Source organism: Curtobacterium flaccumfaciens, from assembly GCF_018598405.1.
GTDB classification, from domain to species: Bacteria; Actinomycetota; Actinomycetes; order Actinomycetales; family Microbacteriaceae; genus Curtobacterium; species Curtobacterium aurantiacum.
In genome coordinates, this window is sequence record NZ_JAHEWS010000037.1 from 1 (window position 1) to 23,509 (window position 23,509).

A 23,509-nucleotide genomic window follows, 5' to 3' on the forward strand; every position below is an offset into this window, starting at 1 on the left:
GCGCCCGACCCTCGGGCACGCCGCCGCCCACACCCCCGGCAGACTGTCGGTCCCGACCCCGTAAGATCGACGACATGGCTTCGACGACCGCGCGCGGGCGAGCGAAGCGGCAGGGGCGCCAGAAGACCGACGCCGAAGGCCGCATGTCGCTCGGGCAGCACCTCATCGAGCTGCGCAACCGTCTCTTCCGCGCAGTCGTGGCGATCGTCGTCGGCGCGATCGGTGGATGGTTCCTGACCCCGTGGGTGCTCGACTCGCTCCGGGCGCCGGTGACCCAGCTCGCGAAGGTCGGCGGTCACACGGCCGAACTGAACTTCCCGATGATCACCGGGGCGTTCGACCTCAAGCTGCAGATCGCCATCACCATCGGCGTCGTCATCGCGAGTCCCGTCTGGCTCTACCAGATCTGGGCGTTCATCGTGCCGGCACTCGTCCGGCGCGAGCGGCAGTACGTCTGGGGCTTTCTCGGCACCGCGATCCCGCTGTTCTTCGCCGGCTGCTACTTCGGCTGGTACATCCTGCCGCACGTGGTCGGCATCCTCGGCAGCTTCGTCTCCAGCCAGGACACCTCGATCGTCGACGCGAAGGCCTACTACGACTTCGTCATCAAGCTCATCGTCGCGGTGGGCATCGCGTTCGTGCTGCCGGTGTTCATCGTGCTGCTGAACTTCGTCGGCGTGCTCTCCGCCGCGGCGATCATCAAGAGCTGGCGCGTCGCGATCCTCTGCATCCTGGTGTTCTGCGCCATCGTCACCCCGAGCGCCGACGTCATCTCGATGTTCCTGCTGGCGATCCCGATGACCGTGCTGTACATCGCGGCCTGCTTCGTCGCCTGGATCCACGACCGCCGTCTCGCCAAGCGCCAGGCGAAGCTCGACGAGGAGTACGGCCTGTGAGCGGGACGAGCGCGGCAGAGCGGTTCGCCGCGGCCAAGGCCCGCAACCGGTCCCGCAACCTCGAACTCTTCCGTGCCGACCTGCGCTTCGACCTCGATCCGTTCCAGTTCGCCGCCTGCGACTCGCTCGACCAGGGCCGCAGCGTCCTGGTCGCCGCCCCGACCGGTGCCGGCAAGACGATCGTGGCCGAGTTCGCGATCTGGCTGGCCATGCGACAGCCGACCGCGAAGGTGTTCTACACGACGCCGATGAAGGCGCTGAGCAACCAGAAGTACGCCGAACTCGTCGACGTCTACGGCGAGTCCGAGGTCGGACTGCTCACCGGCGACACCAACGTGAACCCCCGCGCGCGGGTCGTCGTGATGACGACCGAGGTGCTGCGGAACATGATCTACGCGGACTCCGACCTGCTCGACGACCTCGCCTGGGTCGTCCTCGACGAGGTGCACTACCTCGCCGACCGGTTCCGCGGCGCCGTGTGGGAAGAGGTGATCCTGCACCTCCCGACCGAGGTCCGCCTGGTCTCGCTCAGCGCCACCGTGTCCAACGCGGAAGAGTTCGGCGACTGGCTGCAGACCGTCCGCGGCGACACCGACGTCATCGTCTCCGAAGACCGCCCGGTCCCGCTCGAACAGCACGTCCTGGTCGGCTCGAAGATGGTCGACCTGTTCGACTCGAGCGGTGCAGCGGCCACGAACCGCGTGAACCCCGAGTTGCTCCGCATGGTCGGTGGTGGCTCCCGCAGTGAGCGGAACGGTGGCGGACACCGCGGCCGTCGCGGTCGTGGTGGCTACCCGGAACGCCGCGGGCCGCGCACCGAGAAGGTGCACCGCGAGAAGATCGCGCACATGCTCGACGAGCGGATGCTGCTGCCCGCGATCTTCTTCGTGTTCAGCCGCAACGGCTGCGACCAGGGCGTCCGCAACGTCCTGCGCTCGGGCCTGTCCCTGACGACCGTGCAGGAGCGCAACGAGATCCGCGAGACGGCGGAGTACCACTGTCGCACCCTGCTCGACGAAGACCTCGCCGTCCTGGGGTACTGGGAGTGGCTCGAGGGCCTCGAGCGCGGTGTCGCGGCACACCACGCCGGCCTGCTCCCCGCCTTCAAAGAGGTGGTGGAGAACCTCTTCCAGCGCAAGCTCCTGAAGGTCGTGTTCGCCACCGAGACGCTGGCGCTCGGCGTGAACATGCCGGCGCGCACCGTCGTGCTCGAGAAGCTCGAGAAGTTCAACGGTGAAGCCCGTGTGCCGATCACCCCGGGGGAGTACACGCAGCTCACCGGCCGTGCGGGTCGTCGTGGCATCGACATCGAGGGACACTCGGTCATCCAGTGGACCGACGGGCTCGACCCGCAGGCGGTCGCCTCGCTGGCCAGCCGTCGCACGTACCCGCTCAACTCGTCGTTCAAGCCCACGTACAACATGGCCGTCAACCTCATCGACCAGTTCGGCCGGCAGCGCACGCGCGAGGTCCTCGAGACCTCGTTCGCCCAGTTCCAGGCCGACCGGTCCGTGGTCGACCTCGCCCGCAAGGTCCGCTCGCAGCAGGAAGCGCTCGACGGGTACCGCGAGGCGATGCAGTGCCACCTCGGCGACTTCACCGAGTACTCGGCGCTCCGCCGTGAGCTCTCCGACCTCGAGCGGACGAACGTGCCCGGCGGTCGCGAGGCCTCGCACGGTGCCCGCCAGGAGCGCCAGGCCGCGATCACGGCGGTCCGCCGCCAGCTGCAGCGCCACCCCTGCCACGCCTGCCCGGAACGCGAGGCCCACGCCCGGTGGTCCGAGCGCTGGTGGAAGCTCAAGCGCGCCAACGACAAGCTCGTCCAGCAGATCCGGTCACGCACTGGTGCCGTCGCCACGACCTTCGACCGTGTCACCGAGGTCCTGATCGAGCTCGGCTACCTGGTCGATTCCGGTGACGGTGAAGCCACCGTGGCGGCCGGCGGCCGTCGGTTGCAGCGCATCTACGGCGACCGCGACCTGCTCGTGGCCGAGTGCCTCGAGGCCGGGGTCTGGAAGGACCTCACCCCGGCGCAGCTCGCAGCCATGGCCGCGACGATCATCTACCAGCCACGACGCGAGGACGCGCCCGGCACGGAGCACGCGCTGCCCCGTGGTGCATTCCGTCCCGCGCTCGACGAGACCCTGAACATCTGGTCGCGCCTCGACGACATCGAGCGTGCCGCGCGCCTGGCCGGATCGCAGCCGCCCACCCCCGCGATGGCGGTCGGCATGTTCCGCTGGGCCTCGGGCTCGGCGCTCGACGACGTGCTCCGCACCCTCGACCTGCCGGCCGGCGACTTCGTGCGCTGGTCGAAGCAGGTCATCGACCTCCTCGACCAGATCCGGAACGCCGGCGACGACGACCTCGCCCAGACCGCGCGACGCGCGACCGACGCGGTGCGCCGCGGCATCGTCGCCTACGCGGCGGTCTGACGGGAGGCACGGTGCGGGTTCCGGAGACGGGTGTGCGCGGGCTACCCGCGCGCGTCGGCGGCGGAGCGGTCGCGTCCGGCCCGTTCGCCGCGTTGCCGCTGGGCACCGCCCTGCCGCTGGCCGTCATCGGCGGGATCCTCTTCGCCCTCGCGTTCCCGTCGCCCGGGTGGTGGTTCCTCGCCTACCCCGCCCTCGCCTGCATGCTGCTCGCCGTGATGGGCCAGCGCGCCCGGCGGGCCGCGTGGATCGGCTACCTCGCCGGCGCTGCCTTCTGGATCCCGGCCATCTCGTGGGCCGGCCGCTACCTGGGCCCGGTCCCGTGGTTCGCGCTCGCGCTGTTGGAGGCCGCCTTCTTCGCACTCGGCAGTGTCGCCATCGCACTCGCGTACCGGTGGGTCGCGCGCGTGGTGCCGTCGACCGCCGGACGTGTGTGGGGCCTCCCGGCCGTCGTCGCCGCACTGTGGACCGGACGCGAGTGGTTCTCGGGGAGCTGGCCGTACGGTGGGTTCGCCTGGGGGCGGGTCGGGCTGTCCCAGTCCCAGGGGCCCTTCACGCACCTGGCGGCGTACGTCGGCGTGCTCGGCCTGTCGTTCGTCGTCGTGTACTGCGTCGCCGTCGTGGTGTCGCTCGCGCTCGTGGCGCCCCGCGTGCCGGGCGCCACGCTGCGGCTGCCCGTGCGGGTGGCGACGGCAGGCCTGCTGGTCGCGGCGGTCCTGGCCGTGCCGGCCTGGCCGACGGCGACGGACGGCACCATCCGGGTCGAGTCGGTCCAGGGCAACGGTCCGGCCGGCTACTTCGACCGTGCACAGCCCGGCGACGTCCTCGCGGCGCAGGTCTCGGCGACCGACGTCGACGCGAAGGGTGTCGACCTGGTCGTCTGGCCGGAGGCCGCGGCCGAGTACGATCCGCGGCAGCAGCCCGTCATCGCGTCGGCGCTCGACTCGGTGGTCGATTCGGTCGACGCCCCGATCGTCGCCGGCGCCATCACGCAGACGTCGTCGGGCGTGCTGCACAACACCTCGTTCGTGTGGACCGCGGACGGCTGGCAGTCCTCCTACGACAAGAAGCGGCCCGTGCCGTTCGGCGAGTACGTGCCCGATCGCTGGTTCTTCTCCAAGCTCGCACCGTCGCTGATCGGCCTGCTGCAGCGCGACTACACGCCCGGGACGAAGCCGAACGTGCTGTCGGTCGCCGGAGTCCGGGCCGGCATCTCGATCTGCTTCGACATCGTCGACGACGGGCTGACCGCCGACATGGTGCGCGGGGGAGCGCAGGTGATCCTCGCGCAGACCAACAACGCCGACTTCTCGGGCACGGACGAGAACCTGCAGCAGCTCGAGATCGCGCGCATGCGGGCCATCGAGACCGGACGCTCGCTCGTCAACATCTCGACCGTCGGGGCGTCGCAGGTCATCGACCCCAGCGGCCGCACGATCGACCGGGTGCCGGAGTACACCGCGACCTCCATGGTGACCGACGTGCCGCTCGGCACCACCACCACGCCGGCGTCGATCCTGTCCGGTTCGATCACCCTCCTGCTTTGCCTCGGCGGGCTCCTCGTGCTCCTCGCCTGCGCGCCCTGGGGTCGCCGCTCCCGCTCCTGATCCTGGTCGCCGCGCCCAGCCACTGGGAACGGACTGTGAATGCGCCGGTACGGGATTGATGGGGCGTGGGACAGTGTTGTGGAGGGCAGACGAGCGAGAGGAGCACACACATGGCTGATCGGAGTCTCCGCGGCATGCGGCTCGGGAGTCAGAGTCTCCAGAGCGAAGAGGGCGTCGAGCTCTCGGATCGCAAGCGCGCGGTCTACCAGACGGAGTCGGGTGAGACGTTCGACATCGTCTTCTCGGCCGACGCCGACGTTCCCCAGACCTGGTCGGAGCCGCGCTCCGGCCGCGAGGGCCGACTGCTCGGCGACGACGGGATCCCCGTCGAGGTCGCCGAGGAGGACGTCAAGGCCCCCCGCACCCACTGGGACATGCTGCTCGAGCGCCGTTCGCGCGAGGAACTCGAGGAGCTGCTCGAGGAGCGCCTGCAGGTCCTCCGCGCACGACGCGGCGCCTGACACCACCGACTGACGCAACGACGACGCCCGCCCCGGAACCGGGGCGGGCGTCGTCGTTCGCGGTGTGGCGGCTCAGCGGCGTCCGGAGCCGTCGCTCGTGCGGTGCCCCGACGCTTGGTCGTTCGGGCTCTGCGCGGCGTCGTCGACCTGCTCGGCGGTGGCGTCGTCGGCGGCCGCGATGTGCTCGTCGACACTGCGGTTCGACTCGGCGAGGCGTGCGTCGAGGTCGGACTCGGGGACGATGTCCGCGGCGGTGGCGTCGGCGCGCGGCATGGTGGTGCCAGCCGACCCGGCTGCTGCGGTGTTCGCCAGGCTCTCGTTCGCGAGCTTCGAGATGCGGGACAGGAAGTCGGTGCCACCGGCAGCACCACCGACCGGTCCGGCGCCGCCGCCACCGCGGCTGGCGCTGAAGCCCTTCGCGATGCCGGAGAGGGCCTCGGTGAACTCACTCGGGATCATCCAGAGCTTGTTCGAGGTGCCCTCGGCGATCTTCGGCAGGGTCTGCAGGTACTGGTAGGACAGGAGCTTCTCGTCCGGGTCACCCGTGTGGATGGCCTCGAACACCGTCGCGATGGCCTGGGCTTCACCCTCGGCACGGAGGACCTGCGCCTTGGCGTCACCCTCGGCCGCGAGGATGGCTGCCTGCCGCTGGCCCTCGGCCTCGAGGATCTGGGACTGCTTGGTGCCCTCGGCCTGGAGGATCGCGGCACGTCGGCTGCGCTCGGCGCGGAGCTGCTGCTCCATGGCGTCCTGGATGGACACGGGCGGCTCGATCGCCTTGAGCTCGACCCGGCCGACGCGGATGCCCCACTTGCCGGTCGCCTCGTCGAGGACGACGCGGAGCTGGCCGTTGATGTTGTCGCGGCTGGTCAGGGCCTCTTCGAGGTTCAGCCCACCGACGACGTTGCGGAGCGTGGTCGTGGTGAGCTGCTCGACGGCGCCGAGGTAGTTCGCGATCTCGTAGGTCGCGGCACGGGCGTCGGTCACCTGGAAGTAGACGACGGTGTCGATCGACACCACCAGGTTGTCCTCGGTGATCACGGGCTGCGGCGGGAACGAGACGACCTGCTCACGCATGTCGAGCAGCGGCCGCAGACGGTCGATGAACGGCACCAGGAGGTTCAGGCCCGGGTTGAGGGTCTTGTGGTACTTGCCGAGTCGTTCGACGACGCCCGCCGTGGCCTGCGGGACGATCCGGATCGCCTTCGACAGGACGACGATCACGAAGATGACGACGACGAGGATGAGGACGAGCAGTGCGATCGTCCCTGGGGAGAGGTTCACGAGGTGGCCCTTTCTGCGAGGCGCACGACCGCGGTCGACCCCTCGATCGACTCGACGACCACGGGGGTCCCGAGTGGCGGTGTGCGGTCGACGGAACCCGCGGCGAACCGCGCGCTCCAGGTCTCGCCGTTGGCCAGGCGCACCTGGCCGGGACTGGAGGAGGTGAAGGCGACCGCGACGATGCCGGGGAGCCCGATGAGGCCCTCGACGTTGGTGCGGTGCGGGTCGGCACCACGGCCGAGCGCCACGAGCAGGCGCGGTCGGACGAGGGAGAGCAGCACGAGGGCGGCCACCGCGGCGACGATGGCGGACAGCCACCACGGAGCACCGAGCAGCGCGGCGATCAACCCGCCGGCGGCACCCGCGGCGAGCATGATGAAGATGAAGTCGAGGGTGAAGATCTCGACCACGCCCAGGAGCAACACCAGGCCGATCCAGACGATGCTCTGGATCCAATCGATTCCGTTCACGCGATCTCCCTCCCTCGGTCGCGCGCGGCGGCTCGCTGCGTCGCGACAGCCGGTACAACTCCGTTCAACATATCAAGGACGTCCGACGTCCGTGCAGCGGATTGGTAGGCTCGGTGCGCCCGACCGGCCGGAACCAGACCTGGAGAACACGACTGTGAGCAACCCCCTCGCCCCCGGATCCCTCACCGACAAGCGCGCCGTCGTCACCGGTTCGTCCCGTGGCATCGGCGCCGACACCGTCGGGTACCTGGCCGAGGCCGGCGCGAAGGTCGTCGTGAACTACCGCAACAAGGCCAAGCGCGCGGAGCAGATCGCCGAGAAGGTCGTCGAGGCCGGTGGGTCCGCCCTGGCCGTCGGTGCCGACCTGACCGACCACGACTCCGTGCAGGCCCTCGTGGACACCGTCGTGCGTGAGTGGGGCGGCATCGACCTCCTCGTGCTCAACGCCTCCGGCGGCATGGAGTCCGGCGTCGGCGAGGACTACGCACTCCGCCTGAACCGTGACGCCCAGGTCGACATGCTCCAGACCGCCGTGCCGCACATGCCGGCCGGGTCCCGCGTGGTGTTCGTCACGAGCCACCAGGCGCACTTCGTCGAGACCGCCGAGACGATGGACGAGTACGTCCCGGTCGCCAAGAGCAAGCGCGCCGGCGAGCTCGCCCTCCGTGAACTCATCCCGCAGCTCGAGGCCGCCGGCATCGAGTTCGTGGTCGTCTCCGGCGACATGATCGAGGGCACGATCACCGCGACGCTGCTGAACCGCCTGAACCCCGGCGCGATCGAGGGTCGTCGGCAGGAGGTCGGCAAGCTCTACAGCGTGTCCGAGTTCGCGGCCGAGATCGCCCTCGCCGCCGTCGAGCCGATCCCCGCCGACCACACCAAGCTCGTCGGCGACGTCAGCGGTTTCGTCGGCTGACGTCGTTCACGTGACCGCCAAGCCCGGCCTGCGCCGCACCTCCCGCATCCTGCTGCTCGACCCCGAGGGCCGCGTGTTCCTGATGGACACGAAGTCGCCCTCGTCGGACGGTGCCCACCGCTGGATCACGCCGGGTGGTGGGGTCGACCCGGGGGAGTCGCACCGCGACGCCGCCGTCCGCGAACTGCGCGAGGAGACCGGGATCGTCATCGACGATCCGGGCGAGCCGGTCTGGTCGTGGGACTTCACGGTCGAGTGGGACCTCGCCGACCACGACCGCGGGCACGCCGAGTTCTACGTCGTCCGCACACCCGGATTCGAGCTGTCCGACGCCGAGTGGACCGACGACGAACGCGTCGACATCCTCGCCTCGCGCTGGTGGACGGCCGACGAACTCGACGTGACCGACGAGGAGTTCGAACCCGCCGAGCTGCCGGACCTGGTGCGCCGGCACGGCGTCTGAGCACCGCACCACGGCCTGACGGCCGGCCCAGCACTGGACGGGAGGCCCGTGGCGGCCCCGCCACGGGCCTCCCGTCGGTACGCTGACCCGCATGCACACCGATCCGGTCGACGACGACCCCACCGGCGCCGACGCGCACCCTGCCGACCGGCACGATCGGATCCGCGTGCGCGGAGCGCGCGCGAACAACCTGCGCGACGTCGACGTCGACCTGCCGAAGCGGCGGTTGACGGTGTTCACGGGCGTCTCCGGATCCGGCAAGAGCTCGCTCGTCTTCGGGACCGTCGCCGCTGAGTCGCAGCGCATGATCAACGAGACCTACAGCGCTTTCGTACAGGGGTTCATGCCCTCGCTCGCGCGTCCGGACGTCGACCTGCTCGACGGCCTGACCACGGCGATCGTCGTCGACCAGGAGCGCATCGGGGCAGACCCGCGCTCCACCGTCGGCACCGCGACGGACGCGAACGCGATGCTGCGCGTGCTGTTCAGCCGACTCGGCCAGCCGCACATCGGGGGACCGAACGCGTTCTCGTTCAACCTGGCCACGGTGACCGCCGGGGGAGCGATCACGGTGCAGAAGGGGAAGGACGCGAAGGCCGAGAAGGTCTCGTACACGCGGCTCGGCGGCATGTGTGCCGACTGCGAGGGTCGGGGGTTGGTGAACGACATCGACCTGACGCAGCTGTTCGACGAGACCAAGTCGCTCGGGGACGGCGCGCTGACGATCCCCGGGTACGGCACCGACGGGTGGAACGTACGCCTGTACGCGGAGTCGGGGTACTTCGACCGGGACACCCCGATCCGGGACTTCACCGAGCAGGAGCGGCAGGACTTCCTGTACCGCGAGCCGACGAAGCAGAAGATCGCCGGCATCAACATGACGTACGAGGGCCTCGTGCACCGGGTCCGCCGATCGTTCCTGCAGAAGGACCGCGAGGCGATGCAGCCGCACATCCGGGCCTTCGTCGACCGCGCGGTGACCTTCACGACGTGTCCGGCCTGCGAGGGGACCCGGCTCAACGACACCGCCCGGTCGTCCAAGATCGCGGACCGCAGCATCGCCGACGTCTGCGCGATGCAGATCACCGACGTCGTCACCTGGCTGCGGGCCCTGGACGACCCCGGTGTCGGGCCCCTGCTGGAGGGCCTGCGCGACCTGCTCGAGTCGTTCGTCGAGATCGGACTCGGCTACCTCTCGCTCGACCGCCCGACCGGCACGTTGTCCGGGGGAGAGGGGCAGCGCGTGAAGATGGTGAAGCACCTCGGCTCCTCGCTCAGTGACGTGACGTACGTGTTCGACGAGCCGAGCACCGGGCTGCACCCGCACGACATCGAGCGGATGAACCAGCTGCTCGTCCGACTGCGGGACAAGGGCAACACCGTGCTCGTCGTCGAGCACAAGCCGGAGGTCATCGCGATCGCCGACCACGTCGTCGACCTCGGTCCCGGTGCCGGATCGGGCGGTGGGACGCTCTGCTACCAGGGCCCCGTCGACGGGCTCCGCGCCAGTGGCACCGTCACCGGTCGGCACCTGGACGACCGGGTCTCGGTGAAGCCCGCGGTCCGTCGGCCGGACGGGGTGATCGGGATCCGCGGTGCCTCGGCCCACAACCTGCACGACGTCGACGTCGACGTGCCGACCGGGGTGCTCACGGTCGTCACCGGGGTCGCCGGATCCGGCAAGAGCACGCTCATCCACGGGTCGCTCGCTCGGCGGGACGGTGTGGTCGCCATCGACCAGAGCGGGATCCGAGGATCGCGGCGGAGCAACCCGGCGACCTACACCGGCCTGCTCGAACCGATCCGCAAGGCGTTCGCCAAGGCCAACGGCGTCAAGCCCGCGTTGTTCAGCGCCAACTCGGAGGGCGCCTGCCCGGCCTGCAACGGCGCGGGCGTCGTCTACACCGACCTCGGCATGATGGCCGGCGTCGCGAGCCCCTGCGTCGAGTGCGACGGCAAGCGGTTCGACCAGTCCGTGCTCGGGTACCACCTGGGCGGCAAGGACATCAGCGAGGTGCTCGGGATGTCCGTCGCCGATGCACTGGCGTTCTTCGCGTCGGGGGAGTCCGCACTCCCGGCAGCGCACACGATCCTGGCGCGGCTCGCCGACGTCGGACTCGGGTACCTGACCATCGGTCAGCCGTTGACCACGCTGTCCGGGGGCGAACGGCAGCGACTGAAGCTGGCGACGCACCTCGGGGACCGCGGTGGCGTCGTGGTGCTCGACGAGCCGACCACGGGCCTGCACCTGGCCGACGTCGACCAGTTGCTCGGGCTGCTCGACCGGCTCGTCGACGCCGGGCGGACGGTCGTCGTGATCGAACACCACCAGGCCGTGATGGCGCACGCCGACTGGATCATCGACCTCGGTCCCGGCGCCGGGCACGACGGCGGACGCATCGTGTTCGAGGGGACGCCCGCCGAACTGGTGGCTGCACGCTCGACGGTGACGGGGGAGCACCTGGCGGCGTACGTCGGGGCCTGAGGTGGGGAACAGACTCGCGTCGCGAATCTGGGCATCAGCCGTGTGCACCGACTAGCGTTCCGAATGACGCTCACGATCGGCTACCCGGCCTGGATCGGCGTCCTGACCAGAAGGAGCTCCACCATGTCCAACCCCGGCAACGCACCCGCGACCAACAGCGGCAACGGAATCGCCGTCGGCTCGCTCGTCCTCGGCATCGTCGGCGTCGTCTTTGCGTTCCTGTTCTCGATCGTCGGGCTCATCGCCGGCATCATCGGCCTGGTACTCGGCTTCATCGCGCGTCGTCGCGCAGTGGGCAGCCGCGGGATGGTCCTCGCCGGGATCGTGCTCAGCGTCATCGCCATCGTCGTGGCGATCATCTTCATGATCATCGGTGCGGTCGTCGCGACGCAGATGCTCAACAACTGACGCTGATCGCCGCAAGGCGGAGGGCGCGTGGCTGAGTCGCCACGCGCCCTCTGTCCGTCTCCGGGGTCGCTGGCACGGGTCCAGGATCCCGGGCGTACCGTCCGACGCATGAGCTACAGCCAGCCTGACCCAGCCGAAGAGACCACCCAGAGCGAGTCGCCGGAGCAGCCCGACACCGACCAGGACACCCTGGAGGAACAAGGCGGCGAGCCGGCGGCGCTCGAGATCGACGCCGACGACGTCCCGACGAAGCCCGCCAACTGACGCCGTCGTCACCCGGCGAGCAGAAAAGGTCAAGTCCGTACTCCGGACTCGACCTTTTCTGCTCACTCAGCGCTCGACCCGTGCGGTCGCCGGTGCGCCGATAATGCATATTATGTCAACTCAGCCGTCGGGACCGCGCCCGCTCGGCTGATGTGACGCTCGGCCCCGCATCCCTAGCGTTGACGCGTGCACGTTCACCGACACGACCAGCGCCGCTCCCGCACGGTGACGATCCGACTCCTCTTCGCCGTCGTGTCGTCCGCCGTCCTCGTCCTGGTCGGTGCGCCGCCCGCCTCGGCGCACGTGGCGCTGATCTCGAGCGACCCGACCGACGGCGCCACGGTCGCCGCTGACCTTGAGCGAGTGACGCTCACCTTCACCGAGGCTCCGCTGATCGGGCTCGAAGCCGGACTCCGCATCGAGGTGCGTGACCACGACGGGACGGACGAGTCCACCGGAGCGGTGACCGTCGAGGGCCCTTCGATGTCGAAGGCGGTGTCGCTCTCCCCCGGTCCGCACACCGTCGTCTGGCGGTACGTCTCCCCCGACGGTCATCCGATCGAGGGGCAGTACGCGTTCTCGGTGGAACCGGCCGCCTCTCCGACCGTTCCGCCCACGACGACGAGCCCGACGACCGCACCCACGCCGTCCTCGGAACCCACGGCAGCTGCAGTCGCATCGAGCGCCGGCACCCACACCCACGGGCACGGCGGTCCGTCGCTCCTGTTCGGGGTCGTCGGCCTTGTGGCCGTGCTGATCATCGGCGCGGTCGTCGTGCGCATCCGCCGGCGTGCGGACGCTCGGCCCCAGGACTGATCGGGACGCCCGACCTCAGAGCACCGCGACGGTCATGCCCGACGAAGTCGCCGGCCGGTCCATCGCGACGAGCGCCTCGGGCAGGTCGTCGAAGCCGATGGTGCGGCCGATCGTCTCCTCGGGTCGGAGTCGCCCGCTGACGACGGCCTCGAGCATCGCGCCGTACTCCCCGACCGCTGCGCCGTGGCTGCCGAGCAGTTCGAGTTCGTCGGCGATCACCCGACCCATCGGGATCGCCGGCGTCGCTTCGTCGTCGAGCAGCAGCCCGACCTGCACGTGCCGTCCGCGTGGGCGCAGGGACGCGACAGCCGCGACCGAGGTTGCTCGACTGCCGTACGCATCGACCGAGACGTGTGCTCCCCCGCCCGTGCGGGCGCGGACCGTGGTCAGGGCATCGGCGTCCATCAGGACGGTGTCGGCACCGAGCGCTGCGGCGCGTTCGAGTGCGGCCGCGGAGACGTCGACGGCGACCACGTGCGCGCCGGCGGCCACGGCGACCATGACCGCGGAGAGCCCGACTCCCCCGCAGCCGTAGACCACGACCCACTCCCCGGCGGCCACCCGGCCCCGCGCGTGCAGGGCGTGGAAGGCGGTACCGAACCGGCAGCCCAGTGCCGCTGCCGCCGCGAAGCCGACGGTGTCGGGCAGCGCGACGAGGTTCAGGTCGGCGTGCGGGACGACCAGTGACTCCGCGTACGAGCCCTGCAGGTCGAAGCCGGGCTGCTGCTGGGCGGTGCACACCTGGGTGGCCCCGTCGAGACACTCGGCGCAGGTGCCGCAGGCGAACACGAACGGGGCCGTGACCCGGTCGCCCACGGCGAAGCGCTGCACGTCCACGCCGATCGACGCGACGACGCCGGCGAACTCGTGGCCCGGCACGTGCGGCAGCCGGACGGAGTCGTCGTGGCCCTTCCACGCGTGCCAGTCACTGCGGCAGACACCGGTGGCGGCGACGCGGACGACGACACCGTGGTCCGGCGCGACGGGTTCCGGCAGGTCGACGATCGAGGGGACGGAACCGAACTGGGTGTACTGCACGGCGCGCATGCGGCAATCCTGACAGACGACCCAGGCCCGTACGCCGGCGCCGCACCCACGCGACCAGCGACCCGACGCGACCCGTACGTCGGGGTCCCCACGGGCCTCCAGACCGACGGCGACCGAACACGCGAGCGGTCCACCGCGACCCGATCGGCCGTTGCGCCGGAGGCGCGCCCGCCGGTTGACTCGTCGTGTGACTGATCTGCGCTTCTCCGCCGACCCCGCCGACCTCGACGTCGACCGTGTCCACCGCTGGCTCAGCGAGGAGTCCTACTGGGCCCGCGGGCGCGACCGTGCGACGCAGGAGGCGATCATCGCGGGCTCACGGAACTTCGGCGTGTACGACGCGACGACCGGCGAGCAGCTCGGGTACGCACGAGTGGTCACCGACGGGGTCACGTTCGGGTGGCTCTCCGACGTGTTCGTGGACCCCGATGCCCGCGGCCGGGGTGTCGGGGTCGCCCTCGTGCGCGGCGTGACCGAGGCGGTCGAGGCGCTCGGCCTGAAGCGCTTCGCCCTGTTCACCGCGGATGCCCACGGGCTGTACGAGCGGTTCGGGTTCCGCCGGCTGAACGAGGTCGACCCCGACCCGGACGGCTGGATGCTCCGCCCAGGGCCGGGGTTCGGCGCCGACGTGCACGACTGACGGAGCGCGACCGTCCCGTGCATCCAGTGAGCGGGAGACGCGCCGTCAGTACTCGATGCGCCCGGCGCGGTTGTGGAACTCGCCCGTCGGCCCGTCCGTGCCGATCGTCGCGAGCATGACCGTGGCGTCGGTGCCCTCGGTGATCGTCTGGTGTCCACCGAAGCCGTTGAACTCCGTCGCGGTGTAGCCCGGGTCGCTCGCGTTCACCCGGAAGCCGGGCAGGTTCTTCGCGTACTGCACGGTCAACGCGATCACGGCCGCCTTCGACGCCGCGTACGGCACCGCCGGGACCCCGTACTCGTCGTGCCCCGGCGTCGTCAGCCAGCGCGGGAACCCCACCCCCGACGAGACGTTCACGATGACGGGTGCTGCCGAGCGTCGCAGCAGGGGCAGCGCGGCCTGGGTCACCCGGACGATGCCGGTGACGTTGGTGTCGAGCACGGTCGCCATCGCGCTCGCGTCGAGGTCGTCGACCCCGAACGAGGTGCCGAGGATCCCGGCGTTGTTCACGAGGACGTCGAGCTCGGGGATCGTCGCGATCGCCGCGTCGATGCTTGCCTGGTCGGTGACGTCCAGCTGCACGACGTGGGCGCCGAGTGCGCGGGCGTCGTCGCCGCCGGCCGGGTCGCGCATGCCGGCGTACACGGTGTGGCCGGCCTCGAGCAGGCGGCGGGCGGTCTCGAGTCCGAGGCTGCGGTTGGCCCCGGTGATCAGTGTCGTTGTCATGCCGCCAGCCTGCCCCCGCCGACCCGGCTCCCCCAGGCACGGTGCGACGGTGGGACCGGCAGTACCAGGACGGACAGGAGGCGCGGGGCGATGATGGTGGACATGAGCGAGTTCGCGAACGTGTTGCGTTCCTGGCGTGACCGGGTGCGTCCCGAGGCGGTCGGCCTGCCGGCCGGTCCCGGCCGACGGACCCCGGGCCTCCGCCGTGAGGAGCTCGCCGCCCTCGCGGGCGTGAGCGTCGACTACGTCGTCCGCCTCGAGCAGGGCCGGGCGACGAACCCGTCGCCGCAGCTGCTCGCCGCCCTCGCGACCGCGCTCCGGCTGTCGTCCGAGGAGCGGGACCACCTCTGCCGGGTCGCCGGCGTCGCCCCGCCGTCGCGTCAGGTGGTGCCGCGGCACATCACGCCGGGCGTTCAGCGGCTGGTGGACCGGCTCGGCGACGTCCCACTCGCGGTGTTCACGGCGACCCACGACATCGTGCTCTGGAACGAGCTGTGGGCCGCGGTGAACGGCGATCCGTCGCGGTACGTCGGGCTCGAGCGCAACCTGGTCTGGCGGCACTTCATGCAGGAGCGCGACGGGGTGGACTGGGACGACGAGCACCAGGAGGAGTTCTCGAGCGACCTCGTCGCCGATCTGCGCCAGGCCTACGGCCGCTACCCGGCCGACCGCGACCTGGCCGAACTCGTGGACCGCCTGCTCGGTGGGTCCCCCGAGTTCGCGCGGCGCTGGGAGACCGGTCGGATCGCCGAGCACCGCGCGAGTCGCAAGGTGGTGCACACCCCGATCGGGCCGGTGGAGATCGACTGTGACGTGCTGACCGTCCCCGGCGGTGACCTGCGGATCGTCGTCTACACGGTCGTGCCGGGCTCCGAGGACGCCGCGAAGCTCGACCTGCTCCGCGTCACCGGCCTGCAGGAGCTCACGCCGCGGTGAACACCAGCGACGCGTTCTGACCGCCGAACCCGAACGAGTTGTTCAGCGCCGCACGGAGGGGTGCCGTCCGCGCGGCGCCGGACACCACGTCGAGGTCGACCGCCGGGTCCTGCCGCTCGAGGTTCAGCGTCGGCGGGACGGTCCCGGTCTCCAACGCGCGGAGGGTCAGGATCGCCTCGACCGCACCGGCTGCACCGAACATGTGCCCGATCGCGCTCTTCGGTGCGGTGACGAGGGCACCGGTCCCCACGGCCCGGCTGATCGCGGCCGCTTCGCCGACGTCGCCCACGGGGGTGCCGGTGGCGTGGGCGTTGACGTGGTCGACGTCGGCTCCGGAGAGACCGGCCATCCGGATCGCGGCGCGCATCGCCCGCTCCTGCTCACTGCCGTCACCGAGCGGAGCCGTGATGTGGTGCGCATCCGAGGTGATCCCCCACCCGGCGAGCGTGCCGTGGGAGCGCTGTCCCCGGGCGGCAGCGTGGTCGGCGCGTTCGAGCAGGACGATCCCGGCACCCTCGCCGAGGACGAAGCCGCGGCGGTCGGCGTCGAACGGTCGTGACAGGGTCGTCGGGTCGCCACCGTCGGGCTTCGCGAGGGCCTGTGACTGGGCGAAGGACGCCATCGTCACCGGGGTGACCGCGGCCTCCGTCCCGCCGGTGATCACGACGTCGGCCTCGCCTGTGGCGATGAGCCGAGCCGCCGTCGCGATCGCCTCGGCACCCGAGGCGCACGCCGACACCGTGGTGTACGCGCCGGCCCGCGCCCCGTAGGCGATGCTGATCTGCGCGGCGGCACCGTTGGCCATGAGCATCGGGACGGTCCGTGGTGAGACCCGTCGTGCTCCGGATGCCCCGAGCACGTCGTGGGCGTCGAGGAGCGTCTCCACTCCCCCGATCCCCGTGCCGACCACCACGGCGAGGCGGTCACCCTCCACCGCGGGTGCACCGGCGTCGGCCCAGGCCTCGTCCGCAGCGACGAGTGCCAGCTGCTGACTGCGGTCGAGGCGAGCGGCCCGGACCCGCCCGAGCGACCCCTCGGCGTCGAGTGCCGCGTCGGCCCCGACCTGGATCGGCACCTGTTCCCACAGCGCGCCGTCGCGGTGCAGTGCTCGGACACCGGAGCGTCCGGCCACCAGGGCGTCCCAGAGCGGCGCGACGCCGTGGCCGAAGGGTGAGACCGCGCCGTAGCCGGTGATGACGATGTCCACGGAAACTCCTCTTGTACGTTGAACAAGTTGAGTTGTACCACGTACAATTCCGACATGGCAACCACGGTGGACGGCTCCGGCACGGCGCGCGGCGCGGCGACGCGGGCGAAGATCCTGGCCGCGACGGCCGGGTTGCTGAGCGCGGGCGCACGCTCCGTCACCGTCAGTGAGGTCGCCCGGGCCGCCGGGGTCTACCCGAACCAGATCACGCACCACTACGGCTCGAAGGACCGACTCGTCCTCGACGCCGCGTTCGCGCTGTTCCTCCGCGACACGACGCGCCTGCAGGCCGCCGGTCGTCGAGCCCGGTCGGCGGAGTCCTTCCGGCAGGTCCTCGCCCGCACCGCCCTCGCGATGCCGTCGACGCCGCTCGTGGTCCGGGCACTCGCGTCAGCTGGCGATGATCCGGCGCAGCGCGAGCGCGCGCGCCTGCTGCTCGCCGTGCTCTTCCGGCAGTCGGAGCGCTACCTGGAGCGCATCGTCGCCGACCGGGGCTGGACGAGTCCGAGCGGTGTCGACCGCGACGCCCGCACGTTCTGGAGCGCCGTGTTCGGCGCCACCCTGCTGGCCGACGCCGGGGTCACCGGTGGCCCGTCGGACCTCGACCTGGCTGGCACGATCTCGATCGGCTGACCGGAGGGGGCGCCGTCGCCGGGGCCTCCCCCGGCGACGGCATCACTCGCCGAAGCCGGACCGGACCAGTTCCACCAGGGCGTCGACCGCGGCCTGCGCGTCCTGCCCGGTCGCGTCGATCGACACCGTCGCACCCTTCGGCAGCGCCAGGGCCATGATCGCGAGCAGGCTCTTCGCGTCCACGCCGTTCACGTGCACGCTCGCGTCGTACTTCGCCGCCGTCTTCACGAACTCCGCTGCCGGCCGGGCGTGCAGCCCGGTCTCGTTGACCAGCTCGACCGACGCGCTGACGCGGTCGGAACCGGCCACCTCGTCGACGGGAGCGGCACCGTCGACCGGCACCGGGCCTCCAGGCTCGTCACCCGATGCACCGGCACCGGACGCACCGGACGCACCGGACGCACTGGAGGCGCTGCTCGCGTCCGCCTCGGAACCCGCGGCCGATGCCGCGGCGGCGAGGACCGTGTCGGCGTCGCCGCCGGTCTGTGCGGCGACCGCCGCGGCCACCGTCCCTTCGACCAGGGGCGCCTGCGAGACGTGGACGCGTGCTCGGACGTCGTCGTCCAGGAAGTCGAGCGCCGTGTCGGTCGTCAGGTAGGCGGAGCCGAGGTCGCACAGGACCACGACGGCGTCCGAGTCCGCGAGTTCCTCGATGCCGGCCGTGATCGCCTCGAACGAGGTCCCGATGCCGCCGTCGTCGGTGCCACCGGCGGCGACGAGCGGCACGTCCGCCGCCATCTGCCGGGCCAGTTCGACGGTGCCCGTCGCGATCGCCGCGCTGTGCGAGACGACCAGGATGCCGACGGTCACGCTGCGTCCACCGCTGCGCGCAGGATGTACGCGGTCGACTGTGCACCGGGGTCGCGGTACCCGATCGCGCGGTCGCCGAGGTAGCTCGCGCGGCCCTTGTGGGCGACGAGCGGCTCGGTGTCCGCGGCGCCCTGTGCCGCGGCGTCGGCTGCGGCGGTGAGGACGGCCTTCGGGTCGTCGCCGGCGCCGGCAGCGGCTGCTGCGGCGTCGACCGCGGGGCTCCACGCGTCGACCATCGTCTTGTCGCCGACCGCGGCCTTGCCGCGGGAGACGACCCCGTCGCGGGCGGCGGCGAGGACCGCGACGAGCGTCTCCGCATCGAGCTCGGGGGCGTCGCCGGCGGCCTGTGCGGCCTTCAGGTACGCGGTACCGAACAGCGGACCGGCGGCACCACCGACGGTGGAGATGAGCTTGGTCGCGACGGTCTTGAGCACGGCGCCCGGGGTGTCGAAGGACCCGCCGTCGACGGCCTCGAGTACGGCACGGAAGCCGCGGTCGAGGTTCTCGCCGTGGTCACCGTCCCCGATCTCGCGGTCGAGCGTGACGAGCTCGGCGCGGTGTTCGTCGATCGTCGCGGCGGTGCGACGGACCCAGTCGATGGCCCATGCGGTGTCGAGCGCCAATGCGGTTCCCTTCGTGTGTCCGGCCCGGCGGGCGCGGTGGCGTGGTGCTGGTCTCCCCGGTTCAGCGGCCCCAGCGCAGGGCGGGGGTCTCCACGGGGGCGTCCCAGAGGGCCGTGAGTTCGTCGTCGAGCACCGTGACGGTGAGCGAGAACCCCTGCATCTCGAGGGACGTGACGTAGTCGCCGACCAGGCTACGCGCGACGTCGTAGCCGCGGTCGGAGAGGACCTCGGCGGCGCGTCGGTAGGCGATGTAGAGCTCGGACAGCGGGGTGCCGCCCATGCCGTTCACGAGGAGCAGGAGCGAGGACCCGGCCGGGGCGTCGAGGTCGGTGAGGATCGGTTCGAGCACCCGGTCGACGAGCTCGTCGGCCGGAGCCATCGCGATCCGCTCGCGGCCCGGCTCGCCGTGGATCCCGATGCCGAGCTCGACCTCGTCGTCGGCCAGCACGAAGGACGGCTCCCCCGCGTGCGGGACGGTCCCCGAGGCGAGCGCGAGTCCCATCGACCGCGTGACGTCGTTGACGTGCCGGGCGACGGCGGCGACCGCGTCCAGGTCGTCCCCGCGCTCGGCGGCGGCGCCGGCGCACTTCTCCACCACCACGGTCCCGGCGACGCCACGTCGGCCGGCGGTGAAGAGGGAGTCCTGCACCGCGACGTCGTCGTCCACGACGACCGACTCGACGCGGACGTCGTCCATCGCCGCGAGCTCGGCCGCCGTCTCGAAGTTGAGCACGTCGCCGGTGTAGTTCTTCACGATGTGCAGCACGCCCGCACCGCCGTCGACGGCCTTGGTCGCGGCGACGATCGGGTCGGGCGTCGGGCTCGTGAACACCGGGCCGGGCACCGCGGCGTCGAGCATGCCGTACCCGACGAAGCCGGCGTGCAGCGGCTCGTGGCCGCTGCCACCGCCGCTGACGATCCCGACCTTGCCGGCGACGGGTGCGTCAGCGCGGTGCAGGTGGATCGGGTCCTCGACCAGGACGACGTCTCCGGCGTGTGCCCGGGCGAAGCCCCGGACGGTCTCGTCGACCACGGCCTGCGGGTCGTTGATGAGCTTCTTCATGCGGTGCCTCCACGGGTACGGGGTCGAACCGTGGCGGTCACACCGCGCGTCGTCGACCGGAGTGCGCCCAATCTACATCGACGGCACGGGCAGCCGTCCGTTCCCGATGCACGTTCGTGCAGCGTACCGAGGACGCGTCACCGGCTCGGGATCGTGCTGGGGACACTCGTCCTGCACGTTCGTGCACGATGCCGCACTTCGCTCACGAATTCATCGCCGGGCCGTGAACCGCATCACTATGGTTGGCCTCAATCACTCAACGGGGAGTGCGGCGCAGCACGGCCGGACCCCCACCCTCACGCACTGGAGGTCACCGATGGACGGCATCGGCGTCAATTTCCTGTCCGAGCTCGTCGGTACGGCGATGCTCATCATCCTGGGTGGCGGCGTCGTCGCCGCTGTCTCGCTCGCGAAGTCCAAGGGCTTCGGAGCCGGGTTCCTGATGGTCACCATCGGCTGGGGCTTCGCGGTCTTCGCCGGTGTCACCGTCTCGTACAGCTCGGGCGGTCAGCTCAACCCCGCGGTCAGCCTCGGGCTCGCCCTGCTCGGCAAGATCACCGTCGGCGAGATGTTCCTCTACTGGCTCGCCCAGCTGATCGGCGCGATCATTGGCGCGGTCATCGTCTGGCTCGCCTACAAGCAGCACTTCGACGAGGAGCCCGACGCGGCCGCCAAGCTCGGCGTCTTCTCGACCGGCCCCGCGATCCGGTCGTACGGCTGGAACCTCGTCACGGAGATCATCGGCACCTTCGTGCTGGTCTTCGTCGTCATCGCGTTCTCGAACGGTCAGACGCCGGCATCGCTCGGCGCGATCCCCGTCGCCTTCCTCGTGATCGCGATCGGTGTCAGCCTCGGTGGCCCCACCGGCTACGCCATCAACCCCGCCCGTGACCTCGGCCCCCGCATCGCGCACGCCATCCTGCCCATCAAGGGCAAGGGCTCGAGCGACTGGGCCTACGCCTGGGTGCCGGTCGTCGGACCGCTGATCGGTGGCGCCCTCGCCGCCGGCCTGTCCGTCGCCCTGCTGCCCATCGTCAGCTGACCCACCCCACCCCGAAGGCGTGACCGGCCGTTCCGCACGACCGACCACGCACCGCACCGAACACCCGTAAGGAGCACCAATGGCCGACTACATCGTCGCCATCGACCAGGGCACGACCTCGACCCGAGCAATCGTGTTCGACCACTCCGGTTCGATCATCTCGACCGGGCAGAAGGAGCACGAGCAGATCTTCCCGCGTGCCGGGTGGGTCGAGCACGACCCCTCCGAGATCTGGGACAACACCCGCGAGGTGATCGGTCAGGCACTGTCGCGTGCCGACATCACGCGCCACGACGTCGCCGCCGTGGGCATCACCAACCAGCGCGAGACCGCCGTCGTCTGGGACAAGACCACCGGCAAGCCGATCTACAACGCGATCGTCTGGCAGGACACCCGCACGCAGGCACTCGTCGACAAGCTCGCCGACGGCGACACCGACAAGTACAAGGCCATCGTCGGCCTGCCGCTCGCGACCTACTTCGCCGGCACCAAGATCATGTGGATCCTCGAGAACGTCGAGGGTGCTCGTGAGAAAGCCGAGGCGGGCGACCTGCTCTTCGGCACCACCGACACCTGGGTCCTCTGGAACCTGACCGGCGGCGTCGACGGCGGCGTGCACAAGACCGACGTCACGAACGCGTCCCGCACGCTGTTCATGGACCTCGAGACGCTGCAGTGGCGTGACGACATCCTCGCCGACTTCGGCGTGCCGAAGTCGATGCTCCCCGAGATCGTCAGCTCCTCCGAGGTCTACGGCCACGTCGAGTCCTCGAGCCTGCTGCGCGAGGTCCCGATCGCCGGCATCCTCGGCGACCAGCAGGCCGCGACCTTCGGTCAGGCAGCGTTCGACCAGGGCGAGTCGAAGAACACCTACGGCACCGGCAACTTCCTGATCTTCAACACCGGCACCGAGATCGTCCGTTCCGAGAACGGGCTGCTCACCACCGTCGGCTACAAGCTCGGCGACCAGGAGACGCACTACGCCCTCGAGGGGTCGATCGCCGTCACGGGCTCGCTGATCCAGTGGCTCCGCGACAACCTCGGCCTCATCGGCAGCGCCCCGGAGGTCGAGGCCCTGGCCAAGACCGTCGAGGACAACGGCGGCGTGTACTTCGTGCCGGCGTTCTCGGGCCTCTTCGCGCCGTACTGGCGTCCGGATGCGCGCGGTGCGATCGTCGGTCTGACCCGCTACGTCAACAAGGGCCACATCGCCCGTGCCGCTCTCGAGGCGACGGCGCTGCAGACCCGCGAGGTGCTCGACGCGGTCAACGCCGACTCCGGTGTCGACCTGACCGAGCTCAAGGTCGACGGCGGCATGACCGCGAACAGCGAGCTCATGCAGTTCCAGGCCGACATCCTCAACGTCCCGGTCGTCCGTCCGGTCGTCGCGGAGACGACGGCGCTCGGCGCGGCCTACGCGGCCGGTCTCGCGGTCGGCTTCTGGGCCAACCTCGACGAGCTCCGTGCCAACTGGCAGGAGGACAAGCGCTGGGAGCCCCAGCTCGACGCCGCCGAGCGCGAGCGCACGCTCCGCCTGTGGAAGAAGGCCGTCACGAAGACCTTCGACTGGGTCGACGAGGACGTGCAGTAACGAAGTCCGCGCACGCTGACCGCGTGCACTGAACGCACCGACGGGAGGCCCGGTGCCGGTTCCTGGAACCGGCACCGGGCCTCCTGTCGGTTGCGTCCGTTGCGGGAGGTGGGCCGCTCGGTCGTTGCGCGGTCGTTGCGCGGTCGTCGTTGTCGTCGCCGCACGGTGCGGTGTTGGTCACCGGGTGCAGTGGTAACCGCCGGGTGCGCGCTCGCAGCGCAGCACCGGGCCGCCAGGCTCGCACCGAGTGGCGCACCGCGCACGGTGCGGCTCGCGCGAAGGCGGCGCGGGATCGCAGACCGCGCACGGTGCGGACTGGAGGCGCGGGTCGGGCCCGCCACGGGCCTCCAGTCGGGCACGGGGTTGCGGGCACGGCACGGTGCGGTGTTGTTCACCGGGTGCAGCGGTGACCGCAGGGTGCGCGCTCGCAGCGCAGCACCGGGCCGCCAGGCTCGCACCGAGTGGCGCACCGCGCACGGCGCGGGATCGCAGACCGCGGACGGCGCGGGATCGCAGACCGCGCACGGCGCGGTGTTGGTCACCGGGTGCAGCGGTGACCGCCGGGTGCGCACTCGCAGCGCAGCACCGGGCCGCCAGGCTTGCACCGAGTGACGCACCGCGCACGGTGCGGCTCGCGCGAAGGCGGCGCGGGATCGCAGACCGCGCACGGTGCGGACTGGAGGCACGGG

23 protein-coding genes are annotated in these 23,509 nt (G+C 71.0%); 15 read left to right on the plus strand and 8 right to left on the minus strand.

Annotated elements, in window-relative coordinates; all coding sequences use genetic code 11:
• The first annotated feature begins 143 nt into the window (after positions 1-143).
• From tatC to KK097_RS16715, 4 genes are all read left to right on the plus strand, one after another.
• Positions 144-896 carry a twin-arginine translocase subunit TatC gene (gene tatC, locus KK097_RS16700; RefSeq protein ID WP_214531598.1) on the plus strand — a complete coding sequence of 251 codons (753 nt, stop codon included), beginning with the start codon at positions 144-146 and terminating at the stop codon, positions 894-896.
• On the plus strand, positions 893-3,331 hold the full coding sequence (locus KK097_RS16705; RefSeq protein ID WP_214531579.1) for a DEAD/DEAH box helicase: 2,439 nt from the start codon (positions 893-895) through the stop codon (positions 3,329-3,331). The genes tatC and KK097_RS16705 overlap by 4 nt, the downstream gene beginning before the upstream one ends.
• 32 nt (positions 3,332-3,363) lie before the next feature.
• Positions 3,364-4,935 carry an apolipoprotein N-acyltransferase gene (gene lnt, locus KK097_RS16710; protein WP_214531599.1) on the plus strand — a complete coding sequence of 524 codons (1,572 nt, stop codon included), beginning with the start codon at positions 3,364-3,366 and terminating at the stop codon, positions 4,933-4,935.
• Between the two features lie 110 nt (positions 4,936-5,045).
• Positions 5,046-5,396, plus strand: coding sequence for an RNA polymerase-binding protein RbpA (locus KK097_RS16715; RefSeq protein WP_214531580.1), 351 nt, complete (start codon positions 5,046-5,048; stop codon positions 5,394-5,396).
• 72 nt (positions 5,397-5,468) lie between these two features.
• Here KK097_RS16715 and KK097_RS16720 read toward each other — a convergent pair whose 3' ends face one another.
• Both KK097_RS16720 and KK097_RS16725 read right to left on the minus strand, forming a co-directional pair.
• Positions 5,469-6,680, minus strand: coding sequence for an SPFH domain-containing protein (locus tag KK097_RS16720; protein ID WP_214531581.1), 1,212 nt, complete (start codon positions 6,678-6,680; stop codon positions 5,469-5,471).
• On the minus strand, positions 6,677-7,150 hold the full coding sequence (locus KK097_RS16725) for an NfeD family protein (RefSeq protein ID WP_307858357.1): 474 nt from the start codon (positions 7,148-7,150) through the stop codon (positions 6,677-6,679). The genes KK097_RS16720 and KK097_RS16725 overlap by 4 nt, the downstream gene beginning before the upstream one ends.
• 154 nt (positions 7,151-7,304) lie before the next feature.
• Between KK097_RS16725 and KK097_RS16730 the strand changes: the two genes are divergently transcribed.
• From KK097_RS16730 to KK097_RS16755, 6 genes are all read left to right on the plus strand, one after another.
• Entirely contained in the window at positions 7,305-8,066 is a 762-nt protein-coding gene (locus KK097_RS16730) for an SDR family oxidoreductase (protein ID WP_214545500.1), read from the plus strand.
• A 10-nt stretch (positions 8,067-8,076) separates the two neighbouring features.
• The gene (locus KK097_RS16735; protein WP_214545501.1) at positions 8,077-8,529 is read left to right on the plus strand and encodes an NUDIX hydrolase; all 453 of its coding nucleotides are present in this window, start codon (positions 8,077-8,079) and stop codon (positions 8,527-8,529) included.
• 91 nt (positions 8,530-8,620) lie between these two features.
• Positions 8,621-11,014, plus strand: a complete 2,394-nt coding sequence (locus KK097_RS16740; protein WP_214545502.1) for an ATP-binding cassette domain-containing protein — start codon at positions 8,621-8,623, stop codon at positions 11,012-11,014.
• 63 nt (positions 11,015-11,077) lie between these two features.
• The gene (locus tag KK097_RS16745; protein ID WP_214545503.1) at positions 11,078-11,422 is read left to right on the plus strand and encodes a DUF4190 domain-containing protein; all 345 of its coding nucleotides are present in this window, start codon (positions 11,078-11,080) and stop codon (positions 11,420-11,422) included.
• 108 nt (positions 11,423-11,530) lie between these two features.
• Positions 11,531-11,686: a hypothetical protein gene (locus KK097_RS16750; protein ID WP_214545504.1), complete on the plus strand. Its 156-nt coding sequence runs from the start codon at positions 11,531-11,533 to the stop codon at positions 11,684-11,686.
• Between the two features lie 186 nt (positions 11,687-11,872).
• Positions 11,873-12,502 carry a copper resistance CopC family protein gene (locus KK097_RS16755; RefSeq protein WP_214545505.1) on the plus strand — a complete coding sequence of 210 codons (630 nt, stop codon included), beginning with the start codon at positions 11,873-11,875 and terminating at the stop codon, positions 12,500-12,502.
• Positions 12,503-12,517: 15 nt separating this feature from the next.
• On the opposite strand, the gene KK097_RS16760 is transcribed toward KK097_RS16755, so the two are convergent.
• Positions 12,518-13,549 (minus strand): alcohol dehydrogenase catalytic domain-containing protein, encoded by a 1,032-nt coding sequence (locus KK097_RS16760; RefSeq protein WP_214545506.1) that lies wholly within the window; start codon positions 13,547-13,549, stop codon positions 12,518-12,520.
• 187 nt (positions 13,550-13,736) lie between these two features.
• Between KK097_RS16760 and KK097_RS16765 the strand changes: the two genes are divergently transcribed.
• Positions 13,737-14,189: a GNAT family N-acetyltransferase gene (locus KK097_RS16765; RefSeq protein WP_214531589.1), complete on the plus strand. Its 453-nt coding sequence runs from the start codon at positions 13,737-13,739 to the stop codon at positions 14,187-14,189.
• 45 nt (positions 14,190-14,234) lie between these two features.
• On the opposite strand, the gene KK097_RS16770 is transcribed toward KK097_RS16765, so the two are convergent.
• The gene (locus KK097_RS16770) at positions 14,235-14,915 is read right to left on the minus strand and encodes an SDR family NAD(P)-dependent oxidoreductase (RefSeq protein WP_214531590.1); all 681 of its coding nucleotides are present in this window, start codon (positions 14,913-14,915) and stop codon (positions 14,235-14,237) included.
• A 102-nt stretch (positions 14,916-15,017) separates the two neighbouring features.
• Between KK097_RS16770 and KK097_RS16775 the strand changes: the two genes are divergently transcribed.
• A complete protein-coding gene (locus KK097_RS16775; protein WP_214531591.1) occupies positions 15,018-15,851 on the plus strand; it encodes a helix-turn-helix domain-containing protein in 834 nt (277 codons plus the stop codon).
• Here the strand turns inward: KK097_RS16775 and KK097_RS16780 are convergent.
• A complete protein-coding gene (locus tag KK097_RS16780; RefSeq protein ID WP_214545507.1) occupies positions 15,838-17,058 on the minus strand; it encodes a beta-ketoacyl-[acyl-carrier-protein] synthase family protein in 1,221 nt (406 codons plus the stop codon). The two genes, KK097_RS16775 and KK097_RS16780, sit on opposite strands and share 14 nt — an antisense overlap.
• Before the next feature lie 54 nt (positions 17,059-17,112).
• Here KK097_RS16780 and KK097_RS16785 point away from each other — a divergent pair, with 54 nt between their 5' ends.
• Positions 17,113-17,691 carry a TetR/AcrR family transcriptional regulator C-terminal domain-containing protein gene (locus KK097_RS16785; protein ID WP_214545508.1) on the plus strand — a complete coding sequence of 193 codons (579 nt, stop codon included), beginning with the start codon at positions 17,113-17,115 and terminating at the stop codon, positions 17,689-17,691.
• A 42-nt stretch (positions 17,692-17,733) separates the two neighbouring features.
• On the opposite strand, the gene dhaM is transcribed toward KK097_RS16785, so the two are convergent.
• The 3 genes from dhaM to dhaK all read right to left on the minus strand — a co-directional run bounded on the left by dhaM (position 17,734) and on the right by dhaK (position 20,187).
• On the minus strand, positions 17,734-18,501 hold the full coding sequence (gene dhaM, locus KK097_RS16790) for a dihydroxyacetone kinase phosphoryl donor subunit DhaM (protein WP_214545509.1): 768 nt from the start codon (positions 18,499-18,501) through the stop codon (positions 17,734-17,736).
• A complete protein-coding gene (gene dhaL / locus KK097_RS16795; protein WP_214545510.1) occupies positions 18,498-19,124 on the minus strand; it encodes a dihydroxyacetone kinase subunit DhaL in 627 nt (208 codons plus the stop codon). Before dhaL ends, dhaM begins: the two co-directional genes overlap by 4 nt.
• Positions 19,125-19,185: 61 nt before the next feature.
• Complete coding sequence (gene dhaK, locus KK097_RS16800; protein ID WP_214545511.1) at positions 19,186-20,187, minus strand: dihydroxyacetone kinase subunit DhaK; 1,002 nt, start codon at positions 20,185-20,187, stop codon at positions 19,186-19,188.
• A gap of 316 nt (positions 20,188-20,503) precedes the next feature.
• Between dhaK and KK097_RS16805 the strand changes: the two genes are divergently transcribed.
• Both KK097_RS16805 and glpK read left to right on the plus strand, forming a co-directional pair.
• Positions 20,504-21,229, plus strand: a complete 726-nt coding sequence (locus tag KK097_RS16805; protein ID WP_071244695.1) for an MIP/aquaporin family protein — start codon at positions 20,504-20,506, stop codon at positions 21,227-21,229.
• A gap of 79 nt (positions 21,230-21,308) precedes the next feature.
• The gene (gene glpK / locus KK097_RS16810; protein WP_214531597.1) at positions 21,309-22,820 is read left to right on the plus strand and encodes a glycerol kinase GlpK; all 1,512 of its coding nucleotides are present in this window, start codon (positions 21,309-21,311) and stop codon (positions 22,818-22,820) included.
• The last annotated feature ends 689 nt before the right edge of the window (positions 22,821-23,509 follow it).